Raw genomic sequence first — 16245 nt, forward strand, 5'->3', positions numbered from 1 at the left:
CGTCTCAGCGGCCGATCCGGTCCAGTTCGGCGAGGTCGTCGCCGGAGAGGGCCAGCCCGGCACCGGCGACGTTCTCGCGCAGGTGCGCGACGGACTTGGTGCCGGGGATCAGCAGGATGTTCGGCGAGCGCCGCAGCAGCCAGGCCAGGGCGACGCCCATCGGCGTCGCCCCCAGGCGTTCCGCCACCGCCGACAACGCCGAGGACTGCAGCGGCGTGAACCCGCCGAGCGGGAAGAACGGCACGTAGGCGACGCCCTGCCGGGCCAACTCGTCGATCAGGTCGTCGTCGCCGCGGTGGGCCAGGTTGTACCGGTTCTGCACGCAGACGATCGGCGCGATCGTCTGCGCCTCGGCGACCTGCTCGGGCGTCACGTTGCTCAGGCCGAGGTGGCGGATCAGGCCCTCCTGCCGGAGCGCGACGAGCGTCTCCAGCGCCTCGGCGAGCGACCCGGGCTGCGGCCCCGTGGCGTCGCCGAGCCGCAGGTTGACCAGGCCGAGCGCGTCCACGCCTAGCGTCTCCAGGTTCTCCCGGACCTGCCGGCGCAGGCTCTGCGGATCCCGGGCCGTGGGCCAGCCGCCCTGCTCGTCCCGGTCCGCGCCGACCTTCGTGACGACGTGCAGCGACTCCGGGTACGGGTGCAGCGCCTCCCGGATCAGCCGGTTGGTGACGTACGGCCCGTACGCCGCGCTGGTGTCGATGTGGGTGATGCCGAGTGCGACCGCCTCGCGCAGCACCGCCAGGGCGCCGTCATGGTCGGCCGGTGGTCCCATGACCCAGGGGCCGGCGAGTTGCATCGCGCCGTAGCCGAACCGGGTGACGGTCAGGTCGCCCAGCGTCCAGGTGCCGCCGGGAAGGGTGGTGCGGGCCATGCGTGTACCTCTTGGCTCTCGTCGTCCGTTACGCGACGCCGCCGGGTCGCGGCGCCGACCTCCACTATCGGGGTGTAACTTTCTGCTGGGAAGTAGGCACCTAAAAGTGCGCAGCTCACCGGACGGCAGGAGAGGGCGGCAGGAGCAGAGATGAGCAAGGCGGAGTACGACGCGTTCCTGGCCCAGTGCCCCAGCCGGCAACTACTGGACCGGATCGCCGACAAGTGGGTCACGCTGGTGCTGGCAGCGCTGCGCAGCGACGGCTCGCACCGGTTCGGTGCCGACTGCGCAGGTGTCCCGCGCCCGATGCGCTACTCGGAGCTGTCCCGCACGCTCGCGGGCGTCAGCCAGAAGATGCTCACCCAGACGCTGCGCGCCCTGGAACGCGACGGCCTGGTCACCCGCACGGTGGAGCCCACGGTGCCGGTCACAGTCACCTACGAGCTCACCGCGCTCGGGCTCTCGCTGCTCAAGACGATCCAGGGCCTGAAGATCTGGGCGGAGACGCACATGGACGACGTGTTCGCCAACCGGGAGGCCTACGACAGCCGGGTCTGAGTCGGACCGGTCAGGCGCGGGCGGTGTGGCGGGCGGTGAGCGGCGCGCCGCCGGGGGCCAGGTCGGCCCACCGGGTCGTCGGCCGGTGCACCACGAGATCGGTGGTACGCAGCCCGTCCGGGTCGGCCCGCTGCGGGTCGAGCAGCGCCGAGAGCAGCGAGACACCAGGGTTGTGCGCCACGAGCAGCACCGTGCCGGCCGTCGGCTCGACCGTCCGGACGAGGTCCAGCAACTGGTCCGGGTGCGCGTCGTACGCGGCCGCCTCGTACCGCACCGCCGGGCGCGAACCCGCCGGGCCGCCCTCCGGTGGCGAGCCGGTCATGCCCATCGCCACGTCGTGCCAGGTCTGCCGGGTGCGCCGCGCGGGCGAGCAGAGCACCACGTCGGGAAGCAGCCCTTGCCGGGCCAGCCAGGCGCCGGCCGCCGCCGCGTCGGCGTGGCCCCGCGCGGTGAGCGACCGCTCCGCGTCCGGGCCGTCCGCGGACTGCTCGGCCTTGGCGTGCCGCAGCAGAACCAGCGTCCGCTGCCCGTTCCTGCCGTCCGTCATACCGCCCAGCTTGCCTGATTGACGATCGAAGCGCCTGGGTATGTCGATGTGTGCCGCTACCTCATCCATGGCCGCGGCGGGCAGGAAACGCCAGCAGGACGCCAAGGAGGCGACGTCATGGGCATCGGTGCCAGCATCTTCCTCATCGCGCTCGGCGCGATCTTCGCGTTCGCCATCGACGCCGATCTGGGATGGCTGAACCTCAACGTGGTGGGCTGGGTGCTCATGCTCGCCGGCGTCGCCGGCCTGCTCACCACGCTCTACTTCTGGAACAGCCGCCGCCGGGTCGTGGCCGCCCCGGTACGCGAGCAGGTGGTCGCCGAGCCGGTGGTGCCGGTGCGTGACGACCGCGTCGTCCGCGAGGAGTACCGCGAGGTGCGCCGCCCGGGCTCGGGCTACCCGGCCTGACCCCACGAACCCGAGGGCCCCGCAACGGCGCGGGGCCCTCGCGCATGTCCGGAGCGCGGCGCGATCCGGCCCGGGGCCGGTGCGGCGCAGACGCGGCCGGGCGCGGGCCGGCTCAGGCGAACAACGCGAAGTAGATCGCGATGTGGTGGCAGATCGCCGCGACGAGCGTGCAGGCGTGGAAGAACTCGTGGTGGCCGAAGACGGTGGGCCACGGGTTCGGCCGGCGCAGCGCGTAGAACACCGCGCCCACGCTGTAGATCGCGCCGCCCACGCTCAGCAGCACCAGCGCGGTGACGCCACCGGCATGAAGGATCTGCGGCAGCATGGCCACCGCCACCCAGCCGAGCGCCAGGTAGAGCGGGGCGGAGACCCAGCGCGGCGCGTGCGGCCAGATCAGCTTCACGGCCACGCCCGCGATCGCGCCGCCCCAGACCAGGCTCAGCATGATCGTGGCCTGCCGGTTGTCCAGCAGTAGCGCGCAGAACGGTGTGTAGGTGCCGGCGATGAACAGGAAGATCATCGAGTGGTCCATCCGGCGCATGATCTGGTAGCCGCGTTCGGACCAGACCCGCCGGTGGTAGAGCGCGCTGGTGCCGAACAGCCCGCACACGGTGAAGCTGTAGATCAGGCAGCTCACCAGCGGCGCCCAGCCGGGACGGCCGGCGGCGATCGAACACAGCACGATGCCGCAGACGAGAGCGGCGAAGAACGCGTACGCGTGCAGCCAGCCGCGCATGCGCGGCTTCCCGATGTCGGCCGGCCGGAGCCGGAGCGGTGCGGAGGTCGTCACCTCAATAGGTTACGACGGCGTAGGTTACTTGCAAGTAGTGTGGACCGTCACCTCACCCGGCGGGAGGATGACCGGATGCTGATCCGGCCGGTCGGGGCGCACGCCCTGCTCCTCGACTGCGACGACCCGGGGCAGGCGCAGGCGTGGCAGGCCGAGCTGTGGCACCGGCGCGAGGCGGGCGAGCTGACCGCCACCGAGATCGTCCCCGGCGCTGTCACCGTGCTGCTCGACGGCGTACCGGACCCGGAGGCAGCCGCCGCGCGGATCGCCGCCTGGCACCCCCGCACCGCCGCCTCCGGCGCGGCCACCACCGAGGTCCGGGTGCCAATCGTGTACGACGGCGAGGACCTCCCGCGGGTCGCTGACCACTGGCACGTGGACGTGCCCGCCGTCGTCGACCGGCTGCGGCGTACCGAGTTCCGGGTGGCGTTCTGCGGGTTCGCGCCCGGGTTCGCGTACCTGACCGGGCTGCCGCCCGAGCTGGCGGTGCCCCGGCTCGCCACGCCGCGTACCCGGGTGCCGGCCGGCTCGGTCGCGCTCGCCGGCCCGTACGCGGGCATCTACCCCGCCGCGTCACCCGGTGGCTGGCTGCTCGTCGGCCGCACCGACCTGCCGCTGTTCGACGTGCACGCCGATCCGCCCGCCCGGCTCACCCCCGGCACCCGCGTCCGGCTGGTCGACGCGCCGTGATCGAGGTGCTGCGGGCCGGTGCGCTCACCACCGTGCAGGACCAGGGCCGGCCCGGGTGGGCGCACCTCGGCGTACCCCGCTCCGGCGCGCTCGACCCGGCCGCCCTGCGCCTGGGCAACCGGCTCGTCGGCAACGACGAGCACGCCGCCGGGCTGGAGATCACCATGACCGGCTGCGCGCTGCGCTTCACCCGGGCGGTGGCTGTGGCCCTCACCGGGGCCCCGGCCGGCGTTGTCGTCGAGTGGCGGGCCGGGGCCACACAGCGGCGCCCGGGGGACGTGGGACGGCCGCTCGCGCTGCCCGCCGGGGCGGTGCTGCGCGTCGGCCCCGCCCGCGCCGGGGTGCGGACCTGGCTCGCGGTCAGCGGCGGGATCGCTGTCGAACCGGTGCTCGGCAGCCGCGCCACCGACACGCTCTCCGGCCTCGGACCGCCGCCGCTGCGCGACGGGGACCGGCTGCCGATCGGCACCCCGGCCGGCCCACCCGCACCGGTCGACCTCGCCGTCACCCGGCCGGTCCCGGACGAGCTGCGGCTCACGGTGCGCCCCGGCCCCCGGCAGGACTGGTTCACCCCGGAGGCGCTGGACGTGCTGTGCCGCACCGCGTACACGGTGAGCCCGGACAGCAACCGGGTCGGCGCCCGGCTGGCCGGCGCGGCAGTGACCCGCGCGGTCGCCGGCGAACTGCTCAGCGAGGGCCTGGTGCTCGGCGCGGTGCAGGTCCCGCCGGACGGCCGGCCGCTCGTCTTCCTTGCCGACCACCCCACCACCGGCGGGTACCCCGTCATCGGGGTGGTGGACGACGTGACCCCGCTCGCCCAGGCCCGGCCAGGCACTACGGTGACGTTCCATGGACCTCAACGCTGACCTGGGCGAGGGATTCGGAAGCTGGCGGCTGGGCGACGACCACGCGCTGCTCGACCTGATCAGCTCCGCGAACGTCGCCTGCGGCTTCCACGCCGGCGACGCGGCCACCATGCACCGGGTCTGCGCCGGCGCCGCCGAACGTGGCGTCGCGGTGGGCGCGCAGGTCGGCTACCGGGACCTCGCCGGCTTCGGCCGGCGGCACATCGCGTACGACTTCGCCGAGCTGCGCGACGAGACGATCTACCAGCTCGGGGCGCTCGACGCGTTCTGCCGCCTGTACCGCACCCGGGTCCGCTACCTCAAACCGCACGGCGCGCTCTACCACGCGGCCGCCCGCGACGAGGGCCAGGCCGCCGCGCTGGTGGCGGCGATCAGCGGGTACGACCACGAGCTGCCGGTGCTCTGCCAGCCCGGCACCGTGCTGGCGCAGCTCGCTGCGGGCGCCGGGCTGCGGGTGGTGGCCGAGGGCTTCGCCGACCGCAACTACCTCCCGAACGGCACGCTCGTGCCGCGCAGCTCACCGGACGCGCTGGTGACCGACCCGGAGCAGGTGGCCGTCCGGGCGGTACGGATGGCCGTCGAGCGCACGCTGGTCGCCGTGGACGGGACTGTCATCCCGGCCCCGGTCGAGTCGATCTGCCTGCACGGGGACACGCCGGGCGCGGTGCGGTGCGCGGAGCTGATACGGGCCGCGCTCATCGACGCGGGGGTCACGCTCACTCCGTTCGCGTGAAAGGAAGGGCCCCCTCTTAACGCCTCCGGTAGAGGAAGGGGCCCTTCTTAACACGCACCGTCAGGACTCGTCCATGCCCCGCAGGACCAGCGGCACGCGGGTCGCGCCGCCGGTGACCACCCGCACCGGCACGCCCCAGTCCTGCCGGGTCAGGTGGCAGGCCGCGTGCTCGACGTCGGCGTCGCAGGTCGCCGCCTGGGCGGTCACCTGGAGCACGCCCTGCGCCACGTCGCCGCTGACCATCAGCTTGCGGGACAGGTCGGTGGTCGTGCCGGCACCCTCGACCAGCAGCTCCGGCGGGGACGCCGAGACCACGAGCCGGGTGGACGGCCCGTACGTCTCGTCGAGCTTCTGCCCCGGCGCCGGCGTGAAGATCACGTCCAGGGTCAGCTCCCCGGCCGCCACGTCTGTGGGCTTGCGTTCCAGCCGGTGCCGGGGGCCGTCCACCGTGTTCGCCCCGGCCGAGGTCAGCGCGCCCGGCGCCAGCCGGGTCAGCCGGTGCGCGGCCGACTCGACCACCAGCACGTCGCCCTCGCCGGTGAGCACCAGGTCGCTCGGCTCGGCCAGCCCGTCCGCCACGGTGCCCACCTGGCCGGTCTCCGGGTCGAAGCGGCGAACCGCCCCGTTGTACGTGTCCGCGATCAGCACCGAGCCGTCGGGCAGCGCGCACACGCCCAGCGGGTGCTGGAGCAACGCCTGGTCGGCCGGGCCGTCGACGTGCCCGAAGTCGAACAGGCCCTGACCGACTGCGGTGTGCATCTCGCCGTCGGAGACCCACCGGATCGCGCTGGTCTCGCTGTCGGCCACCCAGAGGCGGGAGCCGTCGGCCGAGACCGACAACCCGGACGGCTGGGCCATCCACACGTCCGGCAGCGGGCCGTCGCGCAGCGCCTCGACAGTGGTCCCGGCGTACATGCCGGCGGTCCGCTTGATCGGGTCGAACCACCAGAGCTGGTGGATACCGGCCATCGCCACGACCACCCGGTCGTCGTACCAGGCCACGTCCCAGGGGGAGGAGAGGTCGACAGCGCGGGCGTCGTGCGCGTGGTCGTCGACAGTCGAGCGCCACTGCCGTCCGGTGCCGGCCACCGTGACCACCTCGCCGGAGGACAGCCGTACGCCGCGCAGCAGGTGGTTGACCGTGTCCGCGACGACCACGTCGTAGCCGGCCACCTCGGCCACGTGCGGCGGCAGCAGGCAGAGCCCCTGCGGCTCGGCGAACGTGGCGGCGGAGGCCGGGCCGTCGGTGCGGCCCCGGGAGCCGGCGCCGATGCGGCGGACCACCGTCTCGCCGTCGGCGGCCAGCTCGACCAGTGAGTGCCGGGCCGAGTCGCTGACCAGCAGGTTCCCGCCGTCGAGCGGCAGCGCCTTGCCGGGGAACCGCAGGACGGTGTCCGGCTCGGCCGGCGGCACGTACGGGCCCTCGCCCCGGTGCAGCGTGCCCTTCGCCTCGTGGCCGGCGATCAGCTCGTCGATCAGCCGGGCCAGCCCTTCGGCATGCCCCTCGCCGGCCATGGTGGCGACCACGTACCCCTCGGGGTCGACCACGGCGAGCGTCGGCCAGGCCTTGGCCGCGTACTGCTGCCACATGTCCATCTCGGCGTCGTCGAGCACCGGGTGGTGCACGCCGTAGCGCTCGACGGCCGCGGCCAGCGCCGCCGGGTCCTTCTCGTGCTCGAACTTCGGCGAGTGCACGCCGATCACGACCAGGACGTCGCCGTACTTGTCTTCGAGCGGACGCAGCTCGTCGAGCACGTGCAGGCAGTTGATGCAGCAGAACGTCCAGAAATCGAGCAGGACGATCTTGCCGCGCAGGTCGGCCAGCGTGACGGCCCTGCCGCCGGTGTTCAGCCAGGCCCGACCCCGCAGTTCCGGTGCCCGTACGCGTGCGCTCATGCCCCCATCGTGCCGCACCGGCCGGGCCCGCTCCCGGCGATCCCGGGGTGAACAGACGCACACCGGAACGGCGCGGAGCGCCCACCCCGGTGAGGGATGGACGCTCCGCGTACGTGCGGTTACTGACCGGCGGGCTTCAGGCAGAGCACCCGGGTGGTCCCGCCGCTCTCGACCGAGACCGAGGGCTGCGCCAGATCGGCGCACTTGTCCTTGTTGTCCACCTTCGACACCACGCTGAACGCTCCCGGCTCACCGCAGTCGGCGGCCACAGCGCTCGTGCCGGACTGCTTCACGCAGGAGCCGACCGCCGGGTCGAAGCCGGCCGACTTGTCGTCGCCGACCTTGCCGAGCAGCGTGAGCAGACCCAGCGGTACGGCGAGGATGAGTACCGCCGCGATCAGCACGGCGGCGAGCACCCGGCCGTTGCGCACCTTCGGCGGGGGCGCCTCGGTCTGCGGCTCGGCGGCGTCCGGCTTGAACGCGTCGAAGCGGCCCTGCTCCGGCTCGGTGCCGGGCCCGTCCTGCGACCAGGCCGGCGGGGCCTGCTGGGGCGGCGGCGGGAAGGCGTTGCCGCCACCAGCCGGGCCCTGGCCGGGCACCGCGACCGAGGCGCGTCCCCCGGCCGACGGGCCGAACCGGTCCTGCTCGCCGAACGGCTCGGGTCGGCCGGCCGGGCTGCCGAACGGCGCCTGCTGCCCGCCCGGACCGCCGAACGGGTCCTGCTGGCCGGGGCCGCCGAACGCATCCTGCTGGCCGCCCGGGGCGCCGAACGGGTCAGGCCGCCCACCCGGGCCGCCGAACGCGTCCTGGCCGCCGGGAGCGCCGTACGGGCTCTGCGGGCCGCCGAACGGGTCACGGGCGGAGTCGGGCTGCTCGCCGCCCGGGTGCACGCCGTTGGCGGGACGGGTGTTGCCGGGCGTGTCCACGAAGGACGGCACGCCGACCGGGAACGCCGGCGGCGCGGCGGGCGAGGAGGGCGCGCCCGCATACCCGTGCGGGCCGTCGGCGTCCTCGGACCGCGACTGCGGGCCGGGAAAGCCGTTGCTGTGCGGCCCGTCCTGGCCGGGGAACCCGGACTCGTCCTGCTCGGGAGCCTCGTCGGGCTCCGGGCGGGCGGGCCGCCCGTACACCCGGGGTTGCGGCGTGGGGCCGCCGGTCGGCAGCGGCTGGTCGGACGGCGGGGTGACCCGGCTGGCCACCGGGACCGACGCGCTCGCCGAGACCGGGCCGCCTTCCGGGGAGGTACGCGGTCCGGGAACGGCTGGCGACTGCGGCTCGTTCCAGCCGCCGTCGCCGCGCTCCGGCTCGTACCCCTGGGGTTCGGGGCCCGGGTGGTCGGCGGGCGACGACGCGGCCAGCGCGGCGCCCGGCACCCGCTGCTGCTGTGCCGGCAGCGGCACCGCGTTGCCGGGGGAGATGCCCGGCGCGGGCGCGGGCTGGTAGGCCGGGGCGGAGTCCTCGGACCGGCCCCACGCCTCGGCCGGCGACCACGGCTCGGGCGACGGTGCGGCCGGACGCTCGTCCTGGTTGCCGCCCCAGCCGGCGGGCGCGTCGGGCGACGGCACGGACACGCTCGCGCGGGCCTCGGCCGGCGCGGCGGCACCCCAGGCGGGCTGCGCGGGCTCGTCCGACGGCCGCCCGGGCTCGTGCTGCTGCGGTACGGAGGCCGCGCCGCTCCAGGCGCCGGCCTGCTCACCGGAGTCACGCTGCTGCGGTACGGCGGTGCCGTCACCCCAGCCGCCGGCCTGCCGGCTCTGGTTCGGCTCCCAGCCGCCCGGCTGTGCCGCCTCGGCGGGGCTCGCGGCGCGCCCGGCGGCCCAGCCGCCCGAGCGGTCCGGGTCCTCGGTGCGGGCCGGCTCGTCCCAGCCGCCGGACCGGTTCTCGGCCTGCGGGGCGGGCCAGCCGCCGGAACGCTGTCCCTCGTCGTGCTGCGGGCCACCGGTCGCGCGCCAGCCGCCGCTGTCCTCGGCGGAGCGGTTGTCCTGATCGGACTGCTCCGGAGTGGACCAGGCGTTGTCCGGCCGGGCGGCGCCCGGCACGGAGACCGCGGCGGCGGCACGGGCGGGCGGGTCGGCCGGCGGCCAGGTGGCACCGGTCTGCTGACCCGGCGCCCAGGCCGGCTGGCTCTCCCGCGGGTTCCAGCCGCCCGAGCGGTTCGGGTCGTCGGACGCGGCGGGCTGCTCGTCGCGCGGATTCCAGCCGCCGGAGCGGTTCGGGTCGTCCTGCTGCTGTGCGGTGGCCCAGCCACCGGCGCGACCGGAGGCGTCCTCGTGCTGCCCGCCGGTGGGCGCGAAGCCGCCGGAGCGGTGCGGGTCGTCAGCGGGGGCGGGCGTGACCCAGGTCTCGTTCGGCACGGTGGCCGGGGCGGGCACGTAACCGGTGCCGCGGGCGGCCGGGTCACCGGACGGCGACCAGCCCGGCTGCTCGCCGGAGCCCCACCCGGGTCGGTTCTGCTCGGCGGCCCAGGGGGCCTGCGACGGCTCGGCCGGGCTGCCCGGCGGCGTGGCGGCCCAGGCGGGCGGCGCCTGCTCGGCGCCGCGATCAGGGCCGGACTGCTCCTGGTTGCCCCAGGAGGGGCCACCGGAACCGGCCCAGGCGGGGTTGCCCTGGTCGTTGCCGCCCCAGGCGGGCTGCGGGACCTGGGCGGTCGCCCGCCCGGTCACCGGCTGCCCGGCGGGCGGGGCCCACGCGGGTGGCTGGTCGTCGTTCGCGGCCCAGGCCGGGGCCGGCTGCGCGGGCCGACCGGCCGGCGGGGGCGGTGCCCAGCCGAGGTCGGGTGCGCCGTTGTACCCGTTGTCCTGCTGCGCCGGCTGATCGCCGTACGGCACCGGTCCGCCGGTGCCCGGCGACACCTCGCCCGGCTCCTGGCCGGGGCGGTGCGGAGCCTCGGACGTCATGGGTGCGCCTCCTCCATCACAGGTCGGCCGCCGATGCCGGTCGGGGGAACCGTCGGCACGGCTGCCGGCGTCGCCGGCGGGTACCGGCCGTGCGGGCTCCCCGCACCGTATCCGGTGGTCGCCCGGGGCCGCCCGGGGGAGCATCAGCGGTCACCGAAAGTCACCGGACGACGTCGATGGGTTTCGTTGTCCCGCGTCCGTCCGGAGTCAGCCGGTTGGCGACCGTGCCAACCGTACCGGGCGGTGGAGCGAGGTGGAATCCCGGTGCCGACCGACACCGATACGCCGAAGACCCGCCCGGTGCCGGGCGGGTCTTCGGACTGGAGGAGGTGAGAAAGGTCGATGGCGTCAGCTCATGTGACGCTGGGCGATGGCGAGAAGCTCCTCGCGGACCGCGGGCGAGTTGGCGGAACGCAGCGCGTGCTCGATGGCGCGGGCGCGGCGGTTGGCGTCGCGGCGGGTGCGGATTCGCTCGATCATGCTCATCTCGGGTCTCTCCTCCTGGCTATTCGGTTGTCAGCCCCTTGATGTCTCTATTTAAGCGCACCGGGACGCCCATCGCCATCGATTATTAGGTGAGCTGAACCACGTACCTACGGATCGTAGGTGTTCACACCCTCAGATCCGACGAATCCGTTCCCAAAAAAGTCACGGCCGGTGTGCCGGGCGTTCACCCGTGGCACACCGGCCGTGACCGGAGCGGTGGTGCGTCAGGTCCAGGCGAGCAGCGCCGCCTCCGGGTCGGCCAGGAAGTCCCCGATGTCGCGGAGGAACTTCGAACCCAGCTCACCGTCGATGATCCGGTGGTCGAAGGACAGGCCCAGCGTGGTCACCAGGCGCGGCTTCACCTTGCCCTTGTGCACCCACGGCTGCTCCCGTACCGCGCCGAAGGCGAGGATCGCCGACTCACCCGGGGGCAGGATGGGCGTACCGGTGTCGACGCCGAAGACGCCGACGTTGGTGATGGTGAGCGTGCCGCCGGACATGTCCGCCGGGGACGTCTTGCCCGACTTCGCGGTCTGCACCAGTTCCGTCATCGCGTCCGCCAGCTCGCGCAGCGAGAGCCGCCCGGCGTCCTTGATGTTCGGCACGATCAGGCCGCGCTCGGTGGCCGCCGCGATGCCGAGGTTGACGTACTCCTTCACCACGATCTCGTCGCCGGCCCAGGTCGAGTTGACCATCGGGTGCCGCTTGACGGCCAGGAGCACCGCCTTGGCGACCAGCAGCAGCGGCGAGACCCGCACGTCCCGCCACTCGCGCCGCTCACGCAGCCGGTCCAGCGCCTTCATCGCCCGGGTCACGTCGACGGTCAGGAACTCCGTCACGTGCGGGGCGGTGAACGCCGAGCGGGCCATGTTCTCCGCGGTGAGCTTGCGTACCCCCTTGACCGGGATGCGCTGCTCGCGGTCCGCGCCGAAGCTCGCGGCCGACGCGGCAGGCGCCGCGACCGTCAGCGGCTCGGCCGCCGCCGGGGTCGCGCTCGCCGCCCGCTGTACGTCCTCACGGGTGATCGAGCCGAGCGGACCCGAGCCGGTGAGCGTGGCCAGGTCGATGCCGAGATCCTTCGCCAGCTTGCGGACCGGCGGCTTGGCCAGAACCGGGCCGGAGACCCGGCCGTTGCCGTTGACCGCCGGCGCCGGAGCGGCCGCCACCGGCGCGGGAGCGACAGGCGCGGGTGCCACCGGGACGGCGGCCTGAACCGGTGCCGCGGCCGGCGCGTCGCCCTTGCGGGGGCGGCGCTTGGCCGGGGCGTTGCGCGGGCCGTAGCCGACCAGCACGGCGGTACGCCCACCCGGGGCCACACCACCGATCAGGCCCGGCTCGACCATGCCCTCGGCCGGCGCGACCTGGACCGCTGCGAGCGACGCGGCCGACGGGGCGGGCAGCTCCGACGCCGGGGTCGCGGTCGTCGACTCCTCGATCGGCCCGGCGTTCGGGTCGGTGTCGATCGCGATGATCGGTACGCCGACCTCGACCGTCGACCCCTCCGGGTGGAAGATCGCCTGCACCCGGCCGGCCCACTTCGCCGGGATCTCGACCGCCGCCTTGGCGGTCTCCACCTCGACGATCGGCTGGTTCAGCTCGATGTCGTCGCCGACCTTGACCAGCCAGGCGAGGATCTCGCCCTCGGTCAGGCCCTCGCCCAGGTCGGGAAGGTTGAACTCCTTGATCCGGGACATGCCGCTCACCAGCCGAACGTGCGGTCGACGGCGTCGAGCACCCGGTCCAGGTCGGGCAGGTACTCCTCCTCCACCCGGGCGGCCGGGTAGGGGGTGTCGAAGCCGGTCACCCGCAGCACCGGGGACTCCAGGGAGTAGAAGCACTCCTCGGTGATCCGGGCCGCGATCTCCGACCCGAGACCCAGGTTGCCCGGGGCCTCGTGCACGACCACGCAGCGGCCGGTGCGCCGCACCGACTCGTACGCGGCGGTCAGGTCCAGCGGCGAGATCGTCCGCAGGTCGATGACCTCCAGCTCGCGGCCGTCCTCGGCGGCGGCGGTGGCCGCGTCGAGCGCGGTGCGGACCATCGGGCCGTACGCCAGGACCGTCGCGTCGGTGCCGGGCCGCGCGACCCGGGCCGAGTGCAGCGGGTACGCGTCGGCGATCGGCGCGTCCAGGTCCACCGGACCCTTCTCCCAGTAGCGCCGCTTCGGCTCCAGGAACACGATCGGGTCGTCCGACGCGATCGCCTGCTGGATCATCACGTACGCGTCCTGCGGGTTCGCGCAGCTCACCACCTTGAGACCGGCGGTGTGCGCGAAGTACGCCTCGGGCGACTCGGAGTGGTGCTCGACAGCGCCGATGCCGCCGCCGAACGGGATGCGGATGACCATCGGGATCCGCACCTTGCCCTGCGAGCGGTAGTGCATCTTCGCCACCTGCGACACGATCTGGTCGTACGCGGGGTAGACGAAGCCGTCGAACTGGATCTCGCAGACCGGCCGGAAGCCGCGGATGGCCAGGCCGACGGCGGTGCCGATGATGCCGGACTCGGCCAGCGGGGTGTCGATCACGCGCTGGTCGCCGAAGTCCTTCTGGAGGCCGTCGGTGATCCGGAACACGCCGCCGAGCTTGCCGACGTCCTCGCCCATGATGACGACCTTGGGGTCGTTCTCCAGGGCCCGCCGCAGGCCGGTGTTGAGCGCCTTGCCGAGGGTGAGCGTCTCCGTGGCCATCAGTGCGCGCTCCCCTCGAAGGACTCCATGTACTGCGTGAACCGGGCCCGCTGCTCGTCCAGTTCGGGAGAGCCGTTGGGGTAGACGTGGTCGAACATGGTCACCGGCTGCGGGTCGGGCATGGCGAGCACGCGCTCGCGCAGGTGCACCGACTCGGTGCGGGCCTGCTCGTCGACAGCGGTGAAGAACGACTCGTCGGCGATCTTCTGCTTCGTCAGGAACGCCTTCATCCGGGCGATCGGGTCCTTCGCCTGCCACGCCTCGACCTCGCTGGCGATGCGGTAGCGGGTCGGGTCGTCGGAGGTGGTGTGCGCGCCCATCCGGTAGGTGTACGCCTCGATCAGGCTCGGGCCCTGGCCGTTGCGCGCGTTGTCCAGCGCGTGCCGGGTCACCGCGTACGACGCGAGCACGTCGTTACCGTCCACCCGGACACCGGGGAAGCCGAACCCGCCGGCCCGCCGGTACAGCGGCACGCGGGTCTGCCGCTCCAGCGGCTCGGAGATGGCGTACTGGTTGTTCTGGCAGAAGAACACCAGCGGGGCGTTGAAGACGCTGGCCCAGACGAACGACTCGTTGACGTCGCCCTGGCTGGTGGCGCCGTCGCCGAAGTAGGCGATGACCGCCTCGCCGTCCTCGCCGCCGGTCTTGCCGTCCATGGCGACACCCATGGCGTACCCGGTCGCGTGCAGGGTCTGCGCCCCGATCACGATCGTGTACATGTTGAACTTGAACTCGTTCGGATCCCAGCCGCCCTGGTCGACGCCGCGGAACAGGCCCAGCGGCATGATCGGGTCGATGCCGCGGCAGTAGAGCACGCCGTGCTCGCGGTAGGTCGGGAAGGCCATGTCCTGCGTACGCAGCGCCCGGCCGGAGCCGACCTGCGCGGCCTCCTGGCCCAGCAGGCTGGCCCACAGTCCCAGCTCGCCCTGGCGCTGCAGAGCGGTGGCCTCGGCGTCCAGCTTGCGGACCAGCACGAGGTCGCGGTACAGCCCGCGGTACTCCTCGTCGGTGAAGTCGACGCGGTACTCGGTCCCGTCCGGGCCGAGCGCGCTCTCGATCCGCTCACCCTCGGGGGTGAGCAGTTGTACGAGTTCCGGTTCACCGGTCGCGGCGGCGCGCCTGGTGCGGGGTGCGGCCCGCTTGCTGCGGGTGGCGGCCCCGGGGTCGCCCTTTGCCATCCGTCTCTCCCTGTCTGTCTGCGCCGGCGCCGGGGGTTACCCGAGCCGAGCACCTCGTGCGCCCGCCCGGCTGGTGCCGGGTCGGTCCCTGGCGACCGCGCCTGACCCCGGTAGGGGTTGCCGCGCGGCGTGAGCCGGAGTCGGTCGGGGACAGACCCAGGCCCGGGAGCGCCGGCGCCGTTCCGCACCAGCCGCGGGGTACGCGGAGGTGGCGGCTGCGTTGCCGTCGTGTCTGAATGATTGCAGAGGAGGTGAGCGGGCCCACAGTATGGCCTTCCTCGCCGGTGAGGTTCGATCGGGTTCACGACGGATAAGCGCTTTTGTCCGCAGTGGCGGGTGCGGCCGACGTACAAAATGTGTGTCGACACGCGGTTGCGGCTGGTGAACTGAGCGTCACTGGGTCAAGCTTGCGGTGAGCTGTTGCGCGGCATTTGTCCGAATATCCGCGCGTGCTCTTCGTCCGTCCGTGCGTGAGGAGTGTGCCGGTGTCCGAACCAGAGGGTCCGCCCGGTACGCCCTTCCTCGGCCGGCACCGGGCGCTGCCCGCCTCCCCGTACCGCCGGGTCGTGGGCGCGCACCGCGCCCCCGGAACGGGCGGTCCCAGCCGCGGCTACCTGCTCACCGTGGCGTTGCTCGCCGGCACCGCGTCGATGCCGATCCTCGCCGCGATCAGCACCGGGTCGGCCACCGTCGGCAACAGCGCCCTCCCCGACACCAGCACGCCGTTCCTGCCGACCCCCTCGGTCGGCCCGGTGGTCATCCCGATGCCCCAGGGCACGCAGGCCCCGGCGCCGTCCACGCCCACGCCCGCCGTCGACGTGACATCGGTGCCCCCGGCGCGGCCGGTGCTCCCGGCGGCACCGGCCCTGCCCGACGACAGCGACCTCGGCTCCCGGCACCGGTCCCGCCCGGTCGCCGCGCCCCCGCCGCCGGCCGCGCCGGTCCGGCCCACCCCGGTCCGCCCGCCGCGCCCGTCGCCGGTGCCCTCACCGTCGCCGTCGCACTCGCCGTCGGACCCGGCCACGCCGACGCCCGAGCCGAGCCCGAGCCCCGAGCCGTCGGTCACGACCGCCGAGCCGACACCCTCGGCAGGTTCGTCCGACCCGTCCAGCCCATCGGATCCGTCCGGTCCCGCCGACCCGTCGGGTTCTGCCGGGCCGTCCGGTCCCGCCGACCCGTCCGGTCCCGCCGATCCGTCGGGTTCCGCCGGGCCGTCCGGCCCGGCCAGCCCGTCGGTCTCCCACACCTCATGATCCACACCACTCCGGCGTGGTGGTGCAGTCCCGACCGGCCCGATGCAGCCACCTCGCCGAGCTGGTGTGGATCAACGGTGTCCGGGTTCATGCCCCTCGTGTCGAGCGGTGCGGTCGGGGGACGGCAGGCCACATGATCGACACCATTACGGCGTGGTGGTGCAGTCCCGACCGGCCCGATGCAGCCACCTCGCCGAGATGGTGTGGATCAAGGAGGTCCGGGCCATGCCCCACTCGTGTCGGGCCGGGGTGGTCAGGACATGGCAGGCGCATGATCGATACCACTACGGCGTGGTGGTGTGGTTCCGGCCAGCCCAATGCCGCCACTTCGCCGAGGTGGTGTGGATCAACGGTGTCCGGGTTCATGCCCCTCGTGTCGAGCG

General features: G+C 74.0%; 15 protein-coding genes. 6 read left to right on the plus strand and 9 right to left on the minus strand.

What is annotated here, in order from left to right:
* Positions 1-4: 4 nt before the first annotated feature.
* Entirely contained in the window at positions 5-871 is an 867-nt protein-coding gene (locus IF06_RS0106955; protein WP_013283346.1) for an aldo/keto reductase family oxidoreductase, read from the minus strand.
* A 150-nt stretch (positions 872-1021) separates the two neighbouring features.
* Here IF06_RS0106955 and IF06_RS0106960 point away from each other — a divergent pair, with 150 nt between their 5' ends.
* On the plus strand, positions 1022-1429 hold the full coding sequence (locus tag IF06_RS0106960) for a winged helix-turn-helix transcriptional regulator (RefSeq protein WP_030269687.1): 408 nt from the start codon (positions 1022-1024) through the stop codon (positions 1427-1429).
* 10 nt (positions 1430-1439) lie between these two features.
* Here IF06_RS0106960 and IF06_RS0106965 read toward each other — a convergent pair whose 3' ends face one another.
* On the minus strand, positions 1440-1976 hold the full coding sequence (locus IF06_RS0106965; RefSeq protein ID WP_030269690.1) for a SixA phosphatase family protein: 537 nt from the start codon (positions 1974-1976) through the stop codon (positions 1440-1442).
* Positions 1977-2093: 117 nt separating this feature from the next.
* Here IF06_RS0106965 and IF06_RS0106970 point away from each other — a divergent pair, with 117 nt between their 5' ends.
* Positions 2094-2384, plus strand: a complete 291-nt coding sequence (locus IF06_RS0106970; RefSeq protein WP_013283349.1) for a DUF6458 family protein — start codon at positions 2094-2096, stop codon at positions 2382-2384.
* Between the two features lie 112 nt (positions 2385-2496).
* Here IF06_RS0106970 and trhA read toward each other — a convergent pair whose 3' ends face one another.
* Complete coding sequence (trhA, locus tag IF06_RS0106975; protein ID WP_030269692.1) at positions 2497-3174, minus strand: PAQR family membrane homeostasis protein TrhA; 678 nt, start codon at positions 3172-3174, stop codon at positions 2497-2499.
* Between the two features lie 75 nt (positions 3175-3249).
* Here trhA and IF06_RS0106980 point away from each other — a divergent pair, with 75 nt between their 5' ends.
* From IF06_RS0106980 to IF06_RS0106990, 3 genes are read left to right on the plus strand one after another with little or no spacing between them, the layout of a single operon-like run.
* Positions 3250-3864, plus strand: a complete 615-nt coding sequence (locus IF06_RS0106980) for a 5-oxoprolinase subunit B family protein (RefSeq protein ID WP_030269694.1) — start codon at positions 3250-3252, stop codon at positions 3862-3864.
* Positions 3861-4730 (plus strand): biotin-dependent carboxyltransferase family protein, encoded by an 870-nt coding sequence (locus IF06_RS0106985; RefSeq protein WP_030269696.1) that lies wholly within the window; start codon positions 3861-3863, stop codon positions 4728-4730. Before IF06_RS0106980 ends, IF06_RS0106985 begins: the two co-directional genes overlap by 4 nt.
* Positions 4714-5463 (plus strand): LamB/YcsF family protein, encoded by a 750-nt coding sequence (locus IF06_RS0106990; RefSeq protein WP_030269698.1) that lies wholly within the window; start codon positions 4714-4716, stop codon positions 5461-5463. Before IF06_RS0106985 ends, IF06_RS0106990 begins: the two co-directional genes overlap by 17 nt.
* Before the next feature lie 60 nt (positions 5464-5523).
* Here IF06_RS0106990 and IF06_RS0106995 read toward each other — a convergent pair whose 3' ends face one another.
* The 6 genes from IF06_RS0106995 to pdhA form a co-directional block, all read right to left on the minus strand.
* Positions 5524-7359, minus strand: a complete 1836-nt coding sequence (locus IF06_RS0106995; RefSeq protein WP_030269701.1) for an NHL domain-containing thioredoxin family protein — start codon at positions 7357-7359, stop codon at positions 5524-5526.
* Positions 7360-7478: 119 nt separating this feature from the next.
* A complete protein-coding gene (locus tag IF06_RS0107000) occupies positions 7479-10256 on the minus strand; it encodes an LppU/SCO3897 family protein (RefSeq protein ID WP_030269703.1) in 2778 nt (925 codons plus the stop codon).
* A 348-nt stretch (positions 10257-10604) separates the two neighbouring features.
* Complete coding sequence (locus tag IF06_RS33870) at positions 10605-10742, minus strand: hypothetical protein (protein ID WP_013283356.1); 138 nt, start codon at positions 10740-10742, stop codon at positions 10605-10607.
* Positions 10743-10966: 224 nt separating this feature from the next.
* The gene (locus IF06_RS0107010) at positions 10967-12436 is read right to left on the minus strand and encodes a dihydrolipoamide acetyltransferase family protein (protein ID WP_030269705.1); all 1470 of its coding nucleotides are present in this window, start codon (positions 12434-12436) and stop codon (positions 10967-10969) included.
* A 5-nt stretch (positions 12437-12441) separates the two neighbouring features.
* Positions 12442-13431, minus strand: coding sequence for an alpha-ketoacid dehydrogenase subunit beta (locus IF06_RS0107015; RefSeq protein ID WP_030269708.1), 990 nt, complete (start codon positions 13429-13431; stop codon positions 12442-12444).
* Complete coding sequence (pdhA, locus tag IF06_RS0107020; RefSeq protein ID WP_013473399.1) at positions 13431-14609, minus strand: pyruvate dehydrogenase (acetyl-transferring) E1 component subunit alpha; 1179 nt, start codon at positions 14607-14609, stop codon at positions 13431-13433. Before pdhA ends, IF06_RS0107015 begins: the two co-directional genes overlap by 1 nt.
* A gap of 485 nt (positions 14610-15094) precedes the next feature.
* Here pdhA and IF06_RS33540 point away from each other — a divergent pair, with 485 nt between their 5' ends.
* The gene (locus IF06_RS33540) at positions 15095-15862 is read left to right on the plus strand and encodes a hypothetical protein (RefSeq protein ID WP_157551457.1); all 768 of its coding nucleotides are present in this window, start codon (positions 15095-15097) and stop codon (positions 15860-15862) included.
* The last annotated feature ends 383 nt before the right edge of the window (positions 15863-16245 follow it).

The organism is Micromonospora globosa, from assembly GCF_000717585.1.
GTDB lineage: Bacteria > Actinomycetota > Actinomycetes > Mycobacteriales > Micromonosporaceae > Micromonospora > Micromonospora aurantiaca.